The sequence below is a fragment of the Bacillus sp. B15-48 genome (genome assembly GCF_016879755.1).
Lineage (GTDB): Bacteria > Bacillota > Bacilli > Bacillales > Cytobacillaceae > Mesobacillus_B.
Genome location: NZ_WOFU01000013.1, coordinates 23782 through 43026, shown reverse-complemented (window position 1 = coordinate 43026; position 19245 = coordinate 23782). Strand labels below are relative to the sequence as shown.

At 38.4% G+C, this 19245-nt stretch carries 22 protein-coding genes and 1 riboswitch; of the genes, 6 read left to right on the top strand and 16 right to left on the bottom strand.

What is annotated here, in order from left to right:
• Window positions 1–71 precede the first annotated feature (71 nt).
• The 3 genes from GNT69_RS22920 to fabL all read right to left on the bottom strand — a co-directional run bounded on the left by GNT69_RS22920 (window position 72) and on the right by fabL (window position 1613).
• Window positions 72–326 carry a YgaB family protein gene (locus GNT69_RS22920; RefSeq protein ID WP_203557318.1) on the bottom strand — a complete coding sequence of 85 codons (255 nt, stop codon included), beginning with the start codon at window positions 324–326 and terminating at the stop codon, window positions 72–74.
• A 157-nt stretch (window positions 327–483) separates the two neighbouring features.
• On the bottom strand, window positions 484–777 hold the full coding sequence (locus tag GNT69_RS22915; RefSeq protein ID WP_203557317.1) for a gamma-type small acid-soluble spore protein: 294 nt from the start codon (window positions 775–777) through the stop codon (window positions 484–486).
• Between the two features lie 86 nt (window positions 778–863).
• A complete protein-coding gene (fabL, locus tag GNT69_RS22910) occupies window positions 864–1613 on the bottom strand; it encodes an enoyl-[acyl-carrier-protein] reductase FabL (protein ID WP_203557316.1) in 750 nt (249 codons plus the stop codon).
• Window positions 1614–1725: 112 nt separating this feature from the next.
• On the opposite strand from fabL, the gene GNT69_RS22905 reads away from it, so the two are divergent.
• The gene (locus GNT69_RS22905) at window positions 1726–1950 is read left to right on the top strand and encodes a hypothetical protein (protein WP_203557315.1); all 225 of its coding nucleotides are present in this window, start codon (window positions 1726–1728) and stop codon (window positions 1948–1950) included.
• 2 nt (window positions 1951–1952) lie between these two features.
• Here GNT69_RS22905 and mutY read toward each other — a convergent pair whose 3' ends face one another.
• Window positions 1953–3041 (bottom strand): A/G-specific adenine glycosylase, encoded by a 1089-nt coding sequence (mutY, locus tag GNT69_RS22900; RefSeq protein ID WP_203557330.1) that lies wholly within the window; start codon window positions 3039–3041, stop codon window positions 1953–1955.
• A 185-nt stretch (window positions 3042–3226) separates the two neighbouring features.
• Here mutY and GNT69_RS22895 point away from each other — a divergent pair, with 185 nt between their 5' ends.
• Window positions 3227–4207 (top strand): metal-dependent hydrolase, encoded by a 981-nt coding sequence (locus GNT69_RS22895; RefSeq protein WP_203557314.1) that lies wholly within the window; start codon window positions 3227–3229, stop codon window positions 4205–4207.
• Between the two features lie 39 nt (window positions 4208–4246).
• Here the strand turns inward: GNT69_RS22895 and GNT69_RS22890 are convergent, their stop codons facing one another.
• Window positions 4247–4516: a YfhJ family protein gene (locus GNT69_RS22890; protein WP_203557313.1), complete on the bottom strand. Its 270-nt coding sequence runs from the start codon at window positions 4514–4516 to the stop codon at window positions 4247–4249.
• 107 nt (window positions 4517–4623) lie between these two features.
• On the opposite strand from GNT69_RS22890, the gene GNT69_RS22885 reads away from it, so the two are divergent.
• Window positions 4624–4794 carry a small, acid-soluble spore protein K gene (locus GNT69_RS22885; protein WP_203557312.1) on the top strand — a complete coding sequence of 57 codons (171 nt, stop codon included), beginning with the start codon at window positions 4624–4626 and terminating at the stop codon, window positions 4792–4794.
• A gap of 28 nt (window positions 4795–4822) precedes the next feature.
• Here the strand turns inward: GNT69_RS22885 and GNT69_RS22880 are convergent, their stop codons facing one another.
• Together GNT69_RS22880 and recX are read right to left on the bottom strand one after the other, a co-directional pair.
• Window positions 4823–5155: a YfhH family protein gene (locus tag GNT69_RS22880; protein WP_203557311.1), complete on the bottom strand. Its 333-nt coding sequence runs from the start codon at window positions 5153–5155 to the stop codon at window positions 4823–4825.
• A gap of 77 nt (window positions 5156–5232) precedes the next feature.
• The gene (gene recX / locus GNT69_RS22875) at window positions 5233–6057 is read right to left on the bottom strand and encodes a recombination regulator RecX (RefSeq protein WP_203557310.1); all 825 of its coding nucleotides are present in this window, start codon (window positions 6055–6057) and stop codon (window positions 5233–5235) included.
• Between the two features lie 100 nt (window positions 6058–6157).
• Between recX and GNT69_RS22870 the strand changes: the two genes are divergently transcribed.
• The 3 genes from GNT69_RS22870 (at window position 6158) to GNT69_RS22860 (ending at window position 7568) form a co-directional block, all read left to right on the top strand.
• Window positions 6158–7063: a TIGR01777 family oxidoreductase gene (locus GNT69_RS22870; protein ID WP_203557309.1), complete on the top strand. Its 906-nt coding sequence runs from the start codon at window positions 6158–6160 to the stop codon at window positions 7061–7063.
• A gap of 66 nt (window positions 7064–7129) precedes the next feature.
• Entirely contained in the window at window positions 7130–7258 is a 129-nt protein-coding gene (locus tag GNT69_RS22865) for a YfhE family protein (protein WP_203557308.1), read from the top strand.
• A 124-nt stretch (window positions 7259–7382) separates the two neighbouring features.
• Window positions 7383–7568 carry a YfhD family protein gene (locus GNT69_RS22860; RefSeq protein ID WP_203557307.1) on the top strand — a complete coding sequence of 62 codons (186 nt, stop codon included), beginning with the start codon at window positions 7383–7385 and terminating at the stop codon, window positions 7566–7568.
• A gap of 798 nt (window positions 7569–8366) precedes the next feature.
• Here GNT69_RS22860 and GNT69_RS22855 read toward each other — a convergent pair.
• The 9 genes from GNT69_RS22855 to GNT69_RS22815 all read right to left on the bottom strand — a co-directional run bounded on the left by GNT69_RS22855 (window position 8367) and on the right by GNT69_RS22815 (window position 19230).
• A complete protein-coding gene (locus tag GNT69_RS22855) occupies window positions 8367–9602 on the bottom strand; it encodes an MFS transporter (RefSeq protein ID WP_239094424.1) in 1236 nt (411 codons plus the stop codon).
• Window positions 9599–10060 (bottom strand): MarR family winged helix-turn-helix transcriptional regulator, encoded by a 462-nt coding sequence (locus GNT69_RS22850; RefSeq protein ID WP_203557306.1) that lies wholly within the window; start codon window positions 10058–10060, stop codon window positions 9599–9601. The genes GNT69_RS22855 and GNT69_RS22850 overlap by 4 nt, the downstream gene beginning before the upstream one ends.
• A 196-nt stretch (window positions 10061–10256) precedes the next feature.
• Entirely contained in the window at window positions 10257–11513 is a 1257-nt protein-coding gene (locus GNT69_RS22845; RefSeq protein WP_203557305.1) for a homoserine dehydrogenase, read from the bottom strand.
• Window positions 11514–11602: 89 nt separating this feature from the next.
• A riboswitch (SAM riboswitch) is annotated at window positions 11603–11712 on the bottom strand.
• Between the two features lie 161 nt (window positions 11713–11873).
• Window positions 11874–13664, bottom strand: a complete 1791-nt coding sequence (locus tag GNT69_RS22840) for an ABC transporter ATP-binding protein (protein WP_239094423.1) — start codon at window positions 13662–13664, stop codon at window positions 11874–11876.
• 44 nt (window positions 13665–13708) lie between these two features.
• Window positions 13709–15430, bottom strand: coding sequence for an ABC transporter ATP-binding protein (locus tag GNT69_RS22835; RefSeq protein ID WP_203557304.1), 1722 nt, complete (start codon window positions 15428–15430; stop codon window positions 13709–13711).
• 229 nt (window positions 15431–15659) lie between these two features.
• Window positions 15660–16226 (bottom strand): thioredoxin family protein, encoded by a 567-nt coding sequence (locus GNT69_RS22830; RefSeq protein ID WP_203557303.1) that lies wholly within the window; start codon window positions 16224–16226, stop codon window positions 15660–15662.
• Window positions 16227–16258: 32 nt separating this feature from the next.
• Window positions 16259–17194 (bottom strand): DMT family transporter, encoded by a 936-nt coding sequence (locus GNT69_RS22825; RefSeq protein WP_203557302.1) that lies wholly within the window; start codon window positions 17192–17194, stop codon window positions 16259–16261.
• A gap of 152 nt (window positions 17195–17346) precedes the next feature.
• Complete coding sequence (cobA, locus tag GNT69_RS22820) at window positions 17347–18825, bottom strand: uroporphyrinogen-III C-methyltransferase (protein ID WP_203557301.1); 1479 nt, start codon at window positions 18823–18825, stop codon at window positions 17347–17349.
• Window positions 18826–18921: 96 nt separating this feature from the next.
• A complete protein-coding gene (locus GNT69_RS22815) occupies window positions 18922–19230 on the bottom strand; it encodes a nitrite reductase (NAD(P)H) small subunit (protein ID WP_203557300.1) in 309 nt (102 codons plus the stop codon).
• Window positions 19231–19245: the final 15 nt, after the last annotated feature.

Genomic DNA, 19245 nt, shown 5'->3' with positions numbered 1-19245 from the left:
CAAAAATTTAAAACAATAGAGCCACCGTTTTCATTTACGAGGCCCTGTTTTTTTCATTATTTCTATATTTTTCAGCGAATCATCATTTTCATTTCTTGATAGGAACGGATGACTTCTTCTGTTTGTTCCTCAAAAACTCGATGAATGTCACTTAGTTCTTCTTTCATGCGATCAATCTCCGCACGAACCTCCTCAAGCTCGGTATTTTGTCTCAAGGTAACGAGTTGTCTTTCGACTTCCTGACAGCGCTCAAGTTCTGATTGTAAATATAAAAGCTTATCCATCGTCTTCAATTGCATCGATACCAATTCATTAAACTGATCCATGAAATGCCTCCGCTTGTGATTATTTTTCAGAATTGTTTTATACGTACTATATTCGTGAAAAGACAGCTAGCTCCTCTATCTTTTTCTGTTGATGAATAAGAATTTTTGTCGAAGAAAAAGCACCCTCTTCATAAAGAGGGTGCTTTTTCTTCTTTAATTAGTTTTGGCCATATTGTCCAGAAGAGTTCTGAGACTTTCTAGCTTCTGCTTGTTGGTTTTGTTGTCTTACTTGTTGCACATTTGTTTCGCTAGCAAATTCAGTTCCATATTGCCCACCTTGTTGCTGTTGGCTTCCACGAGCAGCTTGAGCGTTTTGTTGTCTTACCTCTTGAGCATTTGTCTCGCTAGCAAATTCAGTTCCATATTGCCCACCTTGTGCAGCTTGAGCATTTTGTTGTCTTACTTGCTGAATGTTTGTTCCAGATTGTGTTTTGTTTGGTCTGTTTGCCATCGTTATCACCTCCACGAAACTTAATTTATCCATCCGTTAGAGGTGTTATCCAAAAATCTTTTACCAAAAATAGGAATATGTAAATATTAAACGAGCAATGAAATACCGCCATCAACGATGATGGTTTGGCCGCGGATCATCTCTGATCCATCATGAACAAGAAACATTACGGCATTGACAATATCTTCAATTTCAACCATTTTTCCAGCTGGGGTTTTCGCTTTTGCTTCTGCGAGCATTTCTTCCCTATTCGGAAAATGCGCAAGCGCTTCTGTGTCAACGGCTCCTCCAGAGACTGCATTAACAATAATATTTTTCGAAGCTAATTCAACAGCAAGATATCTCGTTAATGCTTCCAATGCAGCTTTCGAAACGCCAACGGCCGTGTAATTTTCAAGGTAGCGAATCGAGCCTAATGAACTAATGCTAACGATTTTTCCCTTTCCGGACTTTTCCATTAATTTAGCTGCTTCTTGACCACAAAATAATAAGGCTTTGCTGTTAATATTCATCGTCCAATCCCAATGCTTTTCTTCTAATTCCATTAACGGCTTCTGCACTCCAGATGCCGCATTATTAATAAAGACATCGAGTCTGCCGAACGTTTGCTCAATTTGCTCAAACATGGCTTTTATTTTATCTACATCACCAACATTTGCTTTTACAACAAGTACTTTTCTGCCGAGAGCCTCAATTTCCGCTGCTGTTTCCAATGCAGCATTTTTACTACGTGCATAATTAATGACAAGATCATATCCCTCTTTAGCAAGGTTTAAGGCAATGACTTTTCCGATTCCACGACTGCTTCCTGTTACTAACGCAACTTTATTTGTCATTTATACATTTCCTTTCTATTTCTTCTCTGTTTTATTTTAGCTGTTGAACGTATAGAAGACAATCATCCAACTCAAACTACTTTTAACGTATAACCGAGAAAGGAAGAGTGCGATGTATGTGGGAAGAGATATGACAGAATTATCAATGATGTCAAAAAACGATTGGAAAGATAGTGAACTCGCTTTTTATCATCATTCATTGCAACAAGTCGTTCCCTATTTAAATGTAGAAGGGCAATCATTGCATAGAGAAATCATTAAAGAAATTGAAAGACGCGGAGGACTTAATCGCGGAGAAGCCGACTATACTCACGGATCAAAAATAAACTACGACTAATGTTAGTCGTAGTTCTTTTCCTCTGTACGCAAACTTTCGATGTATTGTTTGAAGATTTTTTGATGCGACACTGGCATAGCATATTCCTTTATTTCCTCGACACTAACCAATTTCAACTTTGAAGTTTCCTTAATCTTCCCTTCTAATCGACCAGAAAACACATGAATATTCCATATTAAATGAGAGAATACATGTTCAATCTTCCCTAGTCTTTGATTAACCGAAATCGCGACCTGATAGTTCTCTTTGAAAGAATCTATCATTTGTGTTTTCGCATCAATAAACTTTAAATTTACTTCCGTGTTCGAAAATTCCCAAAGATTTGCCAGTAAACCCGTATTCGGTCGCTTTCGAATCAGAAGTTTATTTCGATGATCCGTTAAAACAACAGCAGCGAGTTCAACTGGACGCTGTTTTTTCTTTTTTGACTTGATAGGTAACTCGGTTTGGACTCCAGTTTCAAATCCACGACAATGATCCCTCACCGGGCATAGCAAACAGGAAGGCGATGTAGGGGTACAAATTAACGCACCTAATTCCATTAATGCTTGATTAAAATACGACGGATTTTGTTCAGAAATTAATTTCCTAACGGCCTCTTCAAAGATTTTCCTTGAAGCAGCTTTCGCTATATCCTCCCAAATGACCAAGATTCTAGATAACACCCGCATGACATTCCCGTCAACAGCAGGCTCCGGCTTTCCATAAGCAATGCTCAAAATAGCGCCTGCCGTATATGGACCAACCCCTTTTAAAGCTGAAATCTCATTCGGTGTATTAGGAACTTCACCATTGTATTTTTCTTGAACTTCTCTGACAGCAACTTGGAGATTGCGAACCCGAGAATAATACCCTAAACCCTCCCATGCTTTTAACACTTTCTCTTCATCCGCATTAGCGAGCGAATCAATTGTTGGAAATTCCTTCATAAATCGCGTAAAATAAGGGATGACGGTATCCACTCTCGTTTGCTGAAGCATTATTTCGGACACCCAGATTTTATACGGGTCTTTGTCCTCCCGCCAAGGTAAATCACGTTTCTCTCTTTCAAACCAACTAATTAGATCTTCACGAAAGGATATAATATCCATATCCTCAATAACTTGTATTTGCTTTTTTGTCACTTTTAGGCCTCCGCGATGTTAAACATTTCTTCATTTAGGGAATATCTATAAGTAGACTGCCTGTTCACCCATATTAACGTAAATGATTTATCTTACTGAGACAAGGGTAGAATGATACGAAAACACAATTTCCAAAATAGGGAGGGGTTTCCTTGGATACCGGTACACATATCGTAATGGGAGTAGCATTAGGAGGTTTAGCTACCCTCGATCCTGCTGTTTCGAACAGTACTGTCATGGCAAGCAGTGTAATGATTGCTACAATTATTGGCTCACAGATTCCCGATATTGACACTGTGTTAAAACTGAAAAACAATGCCGTCTATATTCGTAATCACCGAGGAATCACCCACTCCATCCCTGCGGTAATCTTGTGGCCAGTTCTTATTGTTGGCGGAATTTATCTATTTGAACCTACGGTAAATATTCTACATTTATGGATGTGGACGCAACTTGCCGTGTTTCTACATGTGTTTGTAGACATTTTCAACGCCTACGGGACGCAAGCTTTAAGACCCTTCTCACACAAATGGCTCGCTCTAGGCGTCATTAACACGTTTGACCCCTTTATTTTCGTCATCCATATTGTCGGACTTTTACTTTGGGCTTTTGGTGCGCATCCTGGTTACACCTTTCTTGCCATCTATGCGATTCTAATTGCGTACTACATTCATCGGTTTTTTTACAAACGAAAAGTACAAAAAATTGTCGAAGAAATGATACCAGATGCCACAGAAATCATTATCGCTCCTACCCTGAAAAATACAGAGTGGCGTATTGCCGTAATGAATAAACGTCAATTTTTCGTAGGTAGAGCTCATAAACTACGGGTAAACATTCTTGACCAATTCAACCGTGTGCCTGTACCAGAATCTCCTGTACTAAAAGCAGCAAAAAAAGACCCAAATCTATCTGCTTTTTTATCCTTTTCTCCAGTTTACCGCTGGGAATTAGAAGAATATGATGATCATTATGAAGTTCGCTTTATCGACTTACGATACCGGAGCAACGGTCATTACCCATTCGTCGCAGTCGTTAAATTAGATAAAAACTTAAAAATCCTTAGCTCCTATACAGGCTGGATTTATAGTGAAGAAAAGTTAAAAAAGAAATTGGATTTCCTCCCAGGCTGAGGAAAAAAGTGATGCCGGATTATGAGACGGCATCACTTTTTAATGGAGTTTTTTTTCATCCTGTTCCATAAAATGCTTGTATTTTGGATTCGTTGCCACAAACTCATGAAGACTTTCACCATATTGCTGAATCCACTGGCGGACAATCTTTTCTGTCATTTCACTCCCTAAATATTCCCTTCCGGCTTTAGCAGAAGTGGTTTCAAAGTCGTCCCATAATAATTCCACCCAAGTAAGCGCTTGACCATAAGAAATATGTTCATTTTTTTTGAGCAATAAATGGGCTAATCTTTCATGATAGTCATTCATCTAATTCCCCCTGCAAAAAAATTTAACTGACTAAAGAAGTAAATCATGCAAATAATAATAAAGCGTGATTCTTAACGAACACGTATAATCCCCTGAGGAGGTCCAGTATGCGAAATAAAGCAAAGAACTTCCCTAATATGAACCATAATCGCTTTGAAGGAGAACCTCGTGCCAAAGCAGAATACAATTCACGAAGAGCTGATGGGACAATTAACACCCATCCTCAAGAAAGAATGCGTGCATCTGGAAATCGGGATAGCGATACGTCAGATTTTTAATCGTATTTTTAAAAGGCAAAATCAGGAATCACTCCTGATTTTGCCTTAACTTAATCAACAGACTAATCGGAAGAGCTTCTTCCGTCCTATCTCCATTTAATCGGTATCCCCATGCAAAAACACCATTCATATAATCAATTTTAAAATAGCTTCCTGGATCGCCTTCCACTTCAAAAACATCCCCAGGTTTGAAATCATCTGGATTTAATAAATAAGCCTTCGCCATTGCTATTTTCCGTTCAAGCACGGCATATTCATTAACCATCCCCATTTGTTCAGCCTTCTTTGCTTTTTCATTTAGGACTGAAATTTCTTGTTTCAATTCATATTCTGTATACTGACTGTAGCGTTTTTCTTGCATGATGTTCACCCCTATAGTCTTCTAATTATCATCATAACGAAATATCAAAGATAAAGAAAGCACGGTGCTTATCTACCTTAAAAGGGCTCTTCCACTTCTATAGTAATTTTATTTAAATATTCCTCAATTTGTTCAAGCGAAAAGCCTTTATTATATAAACCCTGCTTTATTTTTTGCTTACATTCAAACTCAGGTAGCTTTGAAAACTTGCGATAAAGCTTATTTCCTTGATAGCGTAAAGCTTCCATCTCCTCCTCTATGTTCTTTTTTGTTAACATCTCCTCTGAAGCTATGCTAATCACATCATAAGAATATCCCTTCCGCACCAGTTGCTGTTCAAGCTTTTGTTTTACAATTCGCGATGAATCTCTACTGTTTTTGTTCACATACTTGTTTGCAATGAGGATTATTTTTTCAATTTGAACCTCAAGTGGAAACTCCACTAAAGCTTCATCAATGATTGATTCCTCGACTTTTTTATTTTTTAATTCTGCTTTAATCACATCTGGACCTTTATCTGTTGTATTTATTTGGGTCCGTACATAAGCTTCGGAAAATTCCCTGTCGTTTAAGTATTTTTGTTCAGTCAACCGATGAATAACTTCCTGAATTACTGAGTTTGCTTTTTCCTTCTTTAAAAGATGCTCTCTTACTTCCCCCTCTGACCTCATCCGGTGAGATAAATATTGAATCGCAATATGGTAGGCCTTTTGGATATCATCTTTATAAAGAATTTCCGTTATCGAGAGATCGTCCAGTTCAATTCCTTTTTTTAACTGATATTTAATTAATACAGTTTCATCCACACTAAAAGCGTATTCTTCCCCCTTGCCCTGATCAAGGAAAATATTGTATCGTTCTTTATTCCGTTTTTGAACTTCAATTTTTGTAATTACTGGCATGTTCAATCCACCTCACTTTTAATTTATCATAAAATGCAGGATTTCCAATGAAACATGCGTATTGTTAAAGTAGAATAAATAATATTTAGAGGTGTTGAAATTGAAAATAGCCATTACAGGCGGAACCGGATTAGTTGGCCAGGCGCTAACTAATTTTCTCATCGAAAATGGTCATGAAGTTCTAATCCTTAGTCGTACGATAAGAAACAACACCAAATCTTCAAACCCTCGATACATTCGCTGGTTAAATGATGGAGATCAGCCTGAAAAGGAAATGATTGACGTTCATGCAATCGTTAACCTTGCTGGCGCTACTATTAATAGCCGTTGGACGAAAAAGGGAAAAACCTCAATCGTTAACAGTCGGATTAAGGCAGTCGAAGAAATCAGCAGAATCATTTCCACACTTCCCGTAAAACCTGCCGTGTTAATTAACGCCAGCGCAATCGGTTACTATGGAACGTCTGATGAGAAAATCTTTACCGAAAAGTCAACTCCAATTAACCATGATTTTCTTATGGAAACAGTTGCGAAATGGGAAGCAGCTGCAAGTAAAATCGAAAGCGAAGGAGTAAGAACTGTCCTCTGCCGGTTTGGTGTCATCCTTGATCAAAAAGATGGGGCCTTACCTCGAATCGCACTTCCGGTTCGTCTGTTTGTAGGGGGGACAATTGGTTCTGGGAAGCAATGGCTTTCTTGGATTCACATCGAAGACGTAGTAAGAGGAATTGTATTTGCGATTGAAAACGAACAACTCCGTGGTGGGATAAATTTTACAGCACCAGAGCCCGAAAGCATGAGGGAATTCAGTAAAGAACTCGCTGATGTTTTAGGCCGCCCGCATTGGCTTCCTGTTCCAGAATTTGCTTTAAGGGTACTATTAGGGGAAATGAGCTTACTCGTATTAAAAGGACAAAAAGTTTTACCAGAAAAATTACTGTCACACGGATTTACTTTTACCTACCCTAATTTACGGCTTGCTTTTAAAGACCTTTTTTCTAAATGAACGATTTGTTTAATCCTTCCTTTTTTGGTAATACTAAAAACGAAATGGATAGGAAGGGTGATTGTTGTGGCGGAAAAGAAACGAAAAGAAAAACGCAGACATACATTATCAAGCATGCAGGAAGTTACTTATAGTCATGAGTTTAGAGCAGCTGACAGAGCAGCTGGATTTGCAAACAAAAAACGGGACCAGTAAGGAATTATTTTCACTAATTACCATTCATAACGCTTTGAAAAAGACACATGATAAAAGTACGGAAATATTGATTTCCGTACTTTTCTTTTTTCTTTAATTTCGAATGTGAAAGGGGTTATGATTTATGGGCCGTTCCCGAGGAAATAAACAGCGTGATAAAAATACATCCACATTGCCTCAAGTACCGAAATCGATGAAATCTGACGGACTAGACGTTGAATTCGCTCGCGATCTTGCCGACCATGAAGATTTAGAAGCAATGGCACGTTCAAAAGCTGCAGATGCACGTGCGAAAAGCCGAAAGCGTTAAATTAAGTTTTTACATCAGTAGAGGACATCGTAGGTCCCTCTACTGATGAATCTTTTTTGACGTTTACATTCTAAATCGTTTAATTAACAAGTTTGGCTTAATATTCCTTGAACAAGAGAACAGCAAAAAAAGCAGGTAACAATATATCCTGCTTTTTGCAAAGGGGTAGGGGGGTATTCAAAATTAAATAGGAAGGAGATTTGTGAATACTTTCACTAACTTCCTTACATTTAATATACTTTATCTTCCTCTCTTCCGCAATGCTTTTCACAAAAGGTTCACACTTCTATTTTTGTTTTGAACGTACTTATTCACTTAGTTATCCACAACGTTGTGGATATTGTGGATAACTAGCTTCATTGCTTTTCTGTTCCCTCTCGTGAGTGTGGACAATATTCTGTGGATAACTTGGTGTTATAATGTGGATAATGGGGATAACTCTGTGGAAATCCCTAAATATACACATTTTAACTGTGAATAAACATATGGATAAGTAGAATATTTCACATGGTGTTTATTTACCAAAAAAATCAATAACAAAAGCGAACCGGGTCCCGGTTCGCTTTAAGCAACTTGCAACTTCACAAGATATATATAAGATTTATAAACTGCCGCGGTACATTATTCCACTTGATGATTTTAACCTAAACGACGTAAGCCCTACCTCTCTTACATCCTTACGGCTCCGAAGCCGATCCAGTGTGAATAAGTTCTTAAAATTAACAATTAAGCAGAAAACCATAGTTTACGAACATTTTCTATTATGAAGTCTAAATTATAATTATATATAACATTACTTTAAATATCAACAAGTTGTTTCTGTTTCTGTTCCTGTTCCTTTTGCTTCTTTTCTAAGCGAAGCTTTCTTCCTTGTAAAAAATAATACAATACTAGCCCCGCAAGTATATACAACGAGCTATATCCATATAAATTTGCTAAACTTATTTTTGCTGCTAATAAACCGACCAAAAGTGATCCGAGACCGATGCCAAGGTCATAGACTGATAGAAACGTAGCCGTAGCCACTGGTCGTCTCTTCGGCGGCACCGAAGTAATGGCGATGGTCTGAAAACTTGGGAACAACGTGCCCCAACCAAGTCCAGCAAATCCGGCAGCAAGTAAGAACATAAAGGCTGTTTGAGCACTTCCAAGTATCATCATACCAATCGCAAAGAAAATGATTGCTGGATAAATAATCACATTCGCACCATATAAATCATACCATTTGCCAGTATATGGTCTAGAAAGCAATAACACGATCGCATATACAACGAAAAAATAACTGGAAACAGATTGTAAGCCTATATCTACAGCATAAATGGAGACAAACGAGAGAAGGGAAGCATATGCCATTGCAAAAAAACCACCACTAATGGCGATAGGGAGCGCATTGATTTCAATTAGCTCTTTAAAACGAAATGGACTTTTCACATGCTTTACTTGCTTCTGGCCCTTTTTTTCATCGGGAACGGTAATTAGTATTCCCATTACGAACCCCAGGGCAGCTGAAACAGAACTCATCATGAGCATGTTTGAAACGCCGCCTGCTTGCATCGTCGTCAAACCAAGGAATGGACCGATTACCATCGCCAAATTCGAGGAAAGAACAAAGTAGCCCACTCCCTCCCCTCTTCGGGAATCGGGAACAATTGCTGCAACAATCGAACCTGTTGCGGTCGTGGCCATCCCAAACCCAATTCCATGGATAAAACGGACGACCATTAATTCAATAATCGTATCGGCGATAAAATAGAGCAAGCTCGCTCCAGAAAAAATCACTAACGAGACAAGTAAAATAAGTCTGCCGTTTACTCTCTCAATCCACTGCCCTGCTAAAGGACGAATAAGAATCGACGACAATAAAAAAATCGTCGTCGCTAAGCCAGCTTCAGATGCTGTACCACCCATTTCATTAAGAACGTAAACAGGCATCGTAACCAACAAAAAGTAAAACGTCATAAATAAAAAGAAATTGCTAATGGAAACACTAATAAAGTTTTTCGTCCAAAGTCTTGATGTTACATCGCTCATCATTTAATTTCTCCCTTATTATTTTCACTAACCTCATAGCTTTGTGGTTGTTTCATTTTTCCTAACCATGTCGAAACTAGCGTAAGCAATGCTTCTTGTGAGCTTTTTGGAAAAGAGCTTAACAACTTTTCATTCGCTTCCATTATCGCTTTTTCCCATAATGGATATTCTTTCACAGCTTTTTCCGTCAGTTTAATATATTTTTTTCGTTTATCCTGACCGACAACATACTCAATATATCCTTGCTTTGACAAGCGCTGAATCGTTCGAGTCATTGGCGGTGCTTCTACTCCTAAATATTCACACAGCTCCCTTTGTGTTAATGTCCCATTCTCATTTAAGACGTACATAACCGACCATTGTGCATTATATAAACCAAAAGGCTCTAGAGCCACATTTAAGTGCTTAGCTAGCTGCCTTGACAGCTGGTGAACAGAATGGAAAAGCACATGACTATTCATCAATATATCCCACCTTCAAATAATTACCTAGGTAAATAAGTTTCTGATAGTGGATACTATATCATAAATAGTTACTTAGGTAAATAAAAAAGGTGGAAGCGCTGTTCAGCGCATGACAGGACTGGAGCCCATTGACTGAGATTTTGCTAGAAAAAAAAAAAAAAACTGCCGGGATCGGCAGTTTAGATTCATTTCTTTAGACTGTTTCAAAAGTGAGCGATTTTGGTTCCTTATGGGGGAAATTTTCATCATTTTTTTCAGTCACTTCATATTCTCCAACAATTTGATAGAAACGAGCTTCTTTATTTTGCTTTTGCACGTTTAAGATTGTTTGTTCATCTGCTTCGATGATTACTTTGTTCTCAATGTTAGTGAATAAATTCGTTTTTAATGGGCCTTTACCCGGGTTAATTATGAGCCAAGTCTGTTTGCTTTTTTCCACCTCATTATTCACGAAACTTAATGGAGATCGTTCTGCAACTTTTTTCGCTTTAATGCCATGAACGACGTGAACGAGATCTTCAATTATCGCACTCGCAGTTGGAAACATACCTGCTCCTGGGCCTTGCAAGCTAATGCGACCAACAATATCTCCTTCAATTGAAACAGCATTCTCTACCCCTTCAATATTAAAAAATGGATGAGTTTTAGAAACAAGGGTCGGTCGTACAGAGCCAATCACTTTTCCATCATTCACTTGAACAGAGGCAATCAACTTAAAACGCAAGCCGAGCTCTTCTGCTATTTTTATTTCTTCAATTGACATATTTGCAATCCCTTGACGATGAACACTTTCCCATTCTGGTTTCTCTCCAAAAGCGAGTTCACTGACAATAAGGAGTTTATAAAACGCATCATAGCCTTCAATATCATTCGTAGGGTCTGCCTCTGCATATCCTTTCGCTTGTGCAGCCTTTAGGGCAGCATCGAATGATAAACCGTTTGTCCTCATTTCACTAAGAATATAATTGGAGGTCCCATTTAAAATTCCCTCAATCTTCTTAATTCGATTGATATTAAGTAATTGTTGAATCGTTTGAATAACTGGAATCCCCCCGGCGACAGTCGCTTCAAAGCCAATCGAGACATTTTGCTCAGCAGCAAGCTTTTCAAGTTCTGTTCCATGATAGGCAAACATTTCCTTATTGGCAGTAACTACATGACAGCCTTTTTGCAGCAATCGACGCAAATACGTATTTGCCGGTTCACGGCCAACAATCGCTTCAACGACGACATCTAGTTGTTCCAAACCTATAATGTCTTCAATGTCATCTGTCACTAGAACACTTCCGTCAATTCCTCGCTCTTTCGTCTTGTCTTTTAAGAGAATTGCTGCCACTTCTACTTTTTTTCCAAGGACAGCCGTTAATTTTTCCTGATGTGTACTAATCGTTCTATATACACCCTCACCTACTGTTCCAAATCCTAAAATCGCTACCTTTATTGTAGACATCAAAACCACATCCTTAATGAAATTGGTTAAGAGAGGGCTCTAAAAAAAAACGGGACCCTCTTCTTAATAAGAAGAGGGCCCCGCTCCTCCCCTTATCTTTCAGACACTTCTGTCTGCAGGAATTAGCACCTTTTCAAGAAAATTCTTGAAGGTTGCCGGGCTTCACAGGGCCATGTCCCTCCGCCACTCTGGATAAGAGTAATATTATTTTAAATTCGTTTTTAAGTTAACATGATTCTATTATAGAAGACACGTACTGTCAAATAATTTTTCTTCTAGTGCGCTGAAGCTAGACTTAGAAGAATCCATATAAACTTTCTTTAACTGTAAAAACAACAAAAAAACGATTATTCTCTAATGTTAATAATTTGCCGTTTGAGAGATAACGTGTTTCTTAAATTGATTACGATAAAGGTCAAAATAGAACCCTTTCTTTTCTAATAACTCTCGATGGCTGCCTTTTTCAATGATCTCTCCCTGATTAATCACAAGAATTTGATCCGCCTGTTGAATCGTGTTTAAGCGGTGAGCAATAATAAAGGAAGTCCGCCCCTTCATTAATCGTTTTAAAGCTTCTTGAATTTTTAGTTCAGTGATCGTATCAATGCTGCTCGTTGCTTCATCAAGAATTAAAATCGCTGGATTTGCAAGGATGGCACGAGCAATCGTTAAAAGTTGCTTTTGACCTTGTGAGATACCCGAACCGTCCTGTTGCAACTCTGTATCAAATCCATTCGGTAACTTTTGTATGAAAGAGAGGGCATTTGCTTCCTTCGCTGCTTGTTCGACCTCCTCATCTGTCGCATCAAGGCGTCCATAGCGAATATTTTCCCTAATTGTTCCTTCAAATAAAAACGAATCTTGAAGCACAAAAGCCATCTGATTTCTAATGCTTTCTCTGGTAAGGCTGCGACTATCCTTTCCGTCAAAAAAAATCTTGCCGCTGTTCGGTTCATAAAACCGAATAAGTAAATTTATGATTGTCGATTTTCCGGCACCTGTGGGTCCTACAAGAGCAATGCTTTCTCCAGAACGAGCGTAAAAACTTAAACTTTTAATTATGTCACCTGACTTTTCATATGTAAATGAGACATTGCTAAACTCAACCTCTCCTCGTAGTGTGGCGACTGATTTAAGACTTTTTTCATCCTCTGTCTCTTCCTTTTCATCAATAATATCAAATACACGTTCAGCTCCAGCCACCGCTGAAAGCAATGTATTAAACTGATTTGATAAATCATTGAGCGGCCTTGTAAACTGCCTTGCGTATTCAGTGAAAATAACGATTGTTCCGATTGAGACCATTCCGTTCAAAGCAAAGATGGCACCAGCAGCAGCAACAAGCGTAAAACTTAAATTATTTAGCAAGCTCATTAATTTTGGAATAAACCCTGCGTATACTTGTGCCCAATATCCGGCCTTTTTTAACTGATCACTTTTTACAAGGAAATCATCCAACACTTTTTGTTCCTGTGAAAAAGCTTTTATAATTTTTTGACCTGAGATCGTTTCTTCAATGTAGCCATTTAACTCACCGAGATTCTTTTGCTGCTCTTTATAAAGTCTCCCGGTCCGATTCGTAATCCACTTCATTCCGAGGAACATTAAGGGAACAATTGTCATTGTTACGAGAGTCAACAACGGACTCAGCCATAACATCACGATCATTGTTCCGGTTAAGGTCAGGATGCTTGAAAAGATTTGAATAACAGAACTATTTAAGGTAGAGCTGACATTTTCGATATCATTTGTTACTCTGCTCATTAACTCCCCGTACTGACGCTTATCAAAGAAACGGATAGGTAGTTTATGGAGCTTCGCAAACAACTGTGTTCTCATTTTGAAAACCGTTTTTTGGGCAATTCCTATCATCCAATAATTTTGCAGCCATAGAGCAATTGAATGAAACAAATAGACTAAGGCCAGAATGGCTAGCGTCATACCTAAACCTTCTGAACTCCGCTCAGCAAGGTGGTGGTCAATGGTCCGACCAATAATAAAAGGACCAAGTAGCCCGAGAGCTGCACTTAACATGACCATTAGCAAAACACTAGTTAAGCGCCCCTTATAATCTGCTAAATACATCCCGATTCGATTGATTATCGCAGTAAATTTGCCTCTTTTTAATATGGGCGGAGATTTTTTTCCCAACTACTATTCACCCTTTCAAATCCCTTTAGTTTAGCTGAAACCTCTTAACTTGTTTCAGGGATTCCTAGCTGAGAATGATAAATATCTTGGTAAAGTTTCGAATGAATAATTAAATCTTCATGTTTTCCTTCTCCAATTATTTTTCCATCCTCGAGAAGAAAAATTTTATCTGCCTCTTTGGCAGTACTTATTTTTTGCGTGATAATTAATGTCGTACAGTCGTAGTTGTCAATGGCTTCAAGCAATTTCGCCTCCGTTTTTAAATCTAAGGCGCTTGTACTGTCATCAAGCAAAAGAATCCTTGGCTTTTTAATAAGGGCTCTAGCGATTGATAATCGCTGTTTTTGCCCTCCCGATAAATTTACTCCCTTTTGTCCTAGCTGTGTCTCATATTTTTCTGGAAGTTGTTCAATCGTATCGTATATTTGCGCAGCTTTTGTCGCTTTTGTCATTTCTTCCATCGTCGCATCTTCTTTCCCCCAAGCGAGGTTCTCTCTGATCGTGCCTGTAAAAAGCATGGCTTCTTGAGGGACATAACCGATTTGTCTTCGCAAATGGTTAAATTCTAAAGTACGGACATCCATTCCATCAATCTCTATTTTGCCTTCTGTAGGGTCATAAAATCTTGGAATTAACTGAAACAAAGACGTCTTCCCAGATCCAGTCGCCCCTAAAATCGCAACCGTCTCACCAGGATGTGCACAAAAACTGATTCCTGTTATAACATCCACATTCGTCTCAGGATAACGAAACGATACGTTTTTAACGTCAATTCTTCCACCAACGTCTTGATTGGTAGTTAATCTCCTATCCCCACTATGCATTTCATTTTCTACTATTAATATCTCATTCAATCGGGTTGTGGAAGCGACGGCCCGTGAAAAGATCATGATTATCCATGAAAACATCGAGAATGCCATTGTAATTCTTGCAACATAATTAACAATTGCAACGACCTCACCTACACTGACATTGCCATTTTGAATATCGACATTCCCTAACCAAAGAACAGCGATGACGGTCATATTCATAAAAAATAACAAAATTGGAATGGCTGTTTCAGTTAATCTTAGAGCATAAACAGTCTTTTCCATCAATTCATGATTCGACTTTTGGAATCTTTCGTCTTCATGTGACCCTCTAGAAAAGGCACGAATCAAGCGAATACCTGCAAGGTTTTCGCGCATTACCCCATTCACTTTATCTAAGCGCTGTTGAACCATCTTAAACATTTTCGCTGACTTCCTCATCATCCATAGTAGGAAAAATAGGAGTGGGGGAACAACAAATAAAAAAGCGAACGCTAATTTAACATTTACAATAAGAGCTAATATAACCCCACCCAAAACAAGTAAGGGAGATCTTAAAGCAATTCTTAAACTTATAAACAGTGTCATTTGCAGTTGGTTCACATCATTTGTCATTCTCGTAATTAATGATGAGGCTGGGAATTTATTAAAAAGGGAAAACGAAAACGATTGAATTTTTTTATATAGCTCTTTTCGAACATCAAAACCGAAATTTTGACTCGCATAAGCTGCAAAGAACGAGTTAACAATCCCTGCAAGAAATGCTAGCAAAGATATTCCTAGCATAATCCCGCCATATTTTAAAATATTATCAATATCATTTTTTACAATGCCCTCGTCGATGATTTGGGCCATGAGCAATGGTTGCACTAGCTCCACCGCTAGTTCTATAAGCATTAATGCAATGGCAATAACCATCACCAAACGATATGGTTTTAAAAGCGATAGCAACTTCATATTTGAATCCTCCAGGAATCAATAACATTACATAATTATTTTATTTGTATTTCGCTTTTCGAAATGAATCCTATAAATCGTATTATACTATTATTTTTCAGAAATTTTTATATATTTTGTCTCATAAAAGAAACCGCTAATGATAAATTCTCTAATAATTATTATTTCTAATTACAAAAAAATGCACAAGTGATTAATTTTATACAATCACTTGTGCATTTCGTGTATATTAAGAAAATTGATTTTTAATTGTTTGGAGCATATCCTGCTTAATTGCAAACCAGAGTTCTTCATCTTCTGCCAATTTCTTCTGGAATTGCGGAATTACTTTTTTAAATGCAGCATCAAATTCTGGCGTGCCTTTTGGTGGCAATGAACTAAATAATTCATCAGCTGCAATCTGAGCTTCTGGTGCCCGCGGACCCCATTTAGCTACTTCCTTTCCTTCTTGATCTATTAAGATGATAATTGGAATTGACCGTGATTTTCCATTTGTTAAATACTGATCCATTAACTCTAAATTCTCATCACGAATAAAATAGCGTACATCAATGAGCGCTTCATTCGCGATTCGCAAGAAGATAGGGAGATTTACCATCGCATCCCCACACCAGTCGGCCGTAAGGACTAAAGCTCTTAGTTGTTGTGCTTGCAATTGGTGAAGATGAGTTCTATCATCGACGTCTAGTTGAAAAGTATTATAGATATTCAACATCCGCTCTTTATTCACCTTCATATTTGCAATATACTCACTCGTCGTCAATCCTTGTTTAAACCATTCATTCAATGTTTTCATTTTTCATATCCCCTCTCATCTATTATAGCCTCCTAAGGTGCATGATAATAGGAAGCCGTTCTCTTCGCTTTTCTTTTTATCATTATATCCTCAAGTGCCCCTGAGCCGAATAAAACGCCAATGACGATGAACACCAAACCGAGGAAATGGGACCCGGTAATCGTTTCATTAAGAAGAATGACCGCTCCGAGTAAAGAAAAGAATGTATTTAAATTAAGAAAAATCGATGTTTCTGCGGGGCCAATAATCCCAACTGTATAATTATAAAGCATATGGCCAATTGCGGTTGCAATCACAGCTGAGCCTAAAAAGACAAGCCATAAAAAGACAGAGCCGTTTGCAAGGCTCGCAAGTCCACTGGGTTCACTCCATAACCCAATCAAAAATAAAAGCCCAGAGCCAAAGATAAACATATAACCTGTTAAAAGCCGGGGGTCCATCGTCCTTGCCGCTTTAGATATGACGATAAAACTAATCGCTTGCGCTAAGATGGAGATAAAGACATAAAAGTCTCCCATCGAAATCCCATTAATCCCCTTCTCACTACCGGCTAATACAGTTAGTGTTATACCAACTCCACCTGAAATAAACCCAATTGACTTCACCAGTGTTAGACGTGTTCCTAGAAGCAAAATTGCCATTAAGGCGGTGAGAATTGGACCCATTCCAAGAATAAGCCCTCCATTTACAGCTGATGTATTGGCAAGCCCTACACCAAGGAACAGATGATGAATCGTTACATTCAATAATGCACCTAAAATGATGTATTTATATTCCGTCCTTGTGGGCTTTCGAAGTTTTTTCATCCAAGCCAAAATTAAAAACACAATAATTCCAGCTGTAAATACCCTTACAGCTTGAATCGTAATAGTAGGAAAATGCTGAACAAGCGTTTTAAGTGCGGTGACATTCAGTCCCCAACTAAGCATGACAGCAATGATGATCAAATAAATTTGCAGGTTTTTCAACGATGTTCCCTTCTTTCAATTTAGTGCCAACGATTTTCCATTCTATATTTTTTTGTATAAGTTCAAACTAATTCTATCACATTAACACTGTAGCTTATGAAAAAAACAAAGAGAAGCGAAATGGCTTCTCTTACAAGTCAATATCCTTCTTTTCATTTATTTTTTTCCCAAGGCTCTTTTTTACTTCGAGGATTGTTTAAACATTCAAGTAAATCCGCCATACTAGGCGTCGATGGAATGTTAGTTGCTTTAAATCCATGTTCCATTAACATCGCTTCCGTTTTATTTCCAAGGCAAACGATTTCGGCTGTTTCTAATAACTCTTTCGAAATAATCCCTTTATGAATCCCTTCTTCAAAAAAGGTTTTCACAGAAGCAGAAGATGGAAATACAATCGTGTTTACTTGAGCCTCTTCAAGCATTCTCGATAAAATCGGTAAAAAACTGTGATCCACTTCTTTTATACTTGTGAGAAAAAAATCAGTCTCCTTATATTGCTGTTGAGGATTATCACCGACCACGAGCAAACGTCCTATATCCTCGATGTCATCCACTTCGTCTACAAGATGTGCTAGCATCCCTTTTTCATTAATCGCCTTTAATGATTTTGTTGATTTTCCATACAAAGTGGCTGAAATTGTACGAACATCAATCCCCCGTTTAACGAGAATCGCAAAAAACTCAGCTACACTTTCAGGTGATGTGAACAAGATACGGTTATATGAAGAGAGAGTCTCGAGAAATTGATTTTGAACTGGTGCTTCTCTTCTGGTCCATCTTGGAAATTCAATCACATCTGCCCCTTGATTCATTAACTCTTTCACGATTGGACTTTCATTTGTCCCTGTTCTCGCAAAAAGAACTTGTCTTCCGAATAATGACTTTCGTTCAAACCAATTTAACTTTTTACGCAAAGAAACGATGTCTCCAACTAACGTAATCGCCGGATTCGTAAAATTTTCGGATTTTACTTTATCCGCAATGTTAGCAAGCGTCCCTTCGATTGTTTCTTGACGCCCGAATGTCCCCCAACGAATTAAAATCACCGGAGTGTCAGCAGACTTACCATTTGCCATCAAATTTTTTGCAATATAAGGAAGATTGGATACGCCCATATAAAAAGCAATCGTGTCAATTCCCGACGCCAAACTAGCCCAATTCAGATTTGGCTGACCTTGCTTCGACTTATCGTGCGCAGTAATAATAGCAAAGCTTTCACCAAACTCCCGATGTGTCACTGGAATTCCCGCATACAATGGCGCAGCAATGCCAGAGGTGATTCCAGGAATCATTTCATAAGGAATCCCATGCTCCGCTAGGGCTGCTGCCTCTTCACCCACTCGGCCAAAAACACCTGGGTCTCCTCCCTTTAAGCGCACGACGACTCTCCCATGAAGGCTTTTTTCGACTAGTAGTTCATTAATCGCATCTTGGCGCAATACATGGCGGTCAGGAAGCTTCCCACAATAGATAAGTTCACAACCTGCGGGGGCAAACTCAAGCAGCTTTGGATTCGCAAGGCGATCATATAAAATCACATCGGCTTGCTGAATGGCCTCCATTCCTTTAACCGTAATAAGTCCTATATCACCGGGCCCTGCCCCAACTAAATATACTTTTCCCATCGTCATGGTGGTCATCCTTCCGAAATACAATTATTTACAGCTGAACATTCAGCTTAGATTTCAAAAAAGAGAGAACATTATGTTCTCTCTTACTGTTAACTATTACTTTACGATAAAAACATGATCTTTGTCTTGTTCTAATTGATAAATTTTTACATACCCTTCATCAGGAGCTTGGACTTGACCATCTTTCAAAGAAATTTTCCAATCATAGACAGGGCAATAAAGGTATTCACCGCTAACTAACCCTTCACTAAGTGTCCCTCCTTTTGGATGAGGGCTGCGATTTTCAATCGCTCGAACATCTCCATTTGATAAACGGAATAGAACTACTTCTTCGCCATTAATTTTGTATACTTGGCCCACTCCTACCGGTAAAGTATGATAATCTGCGATCAATATTTTATCCATTTAAACTTCCCCCTC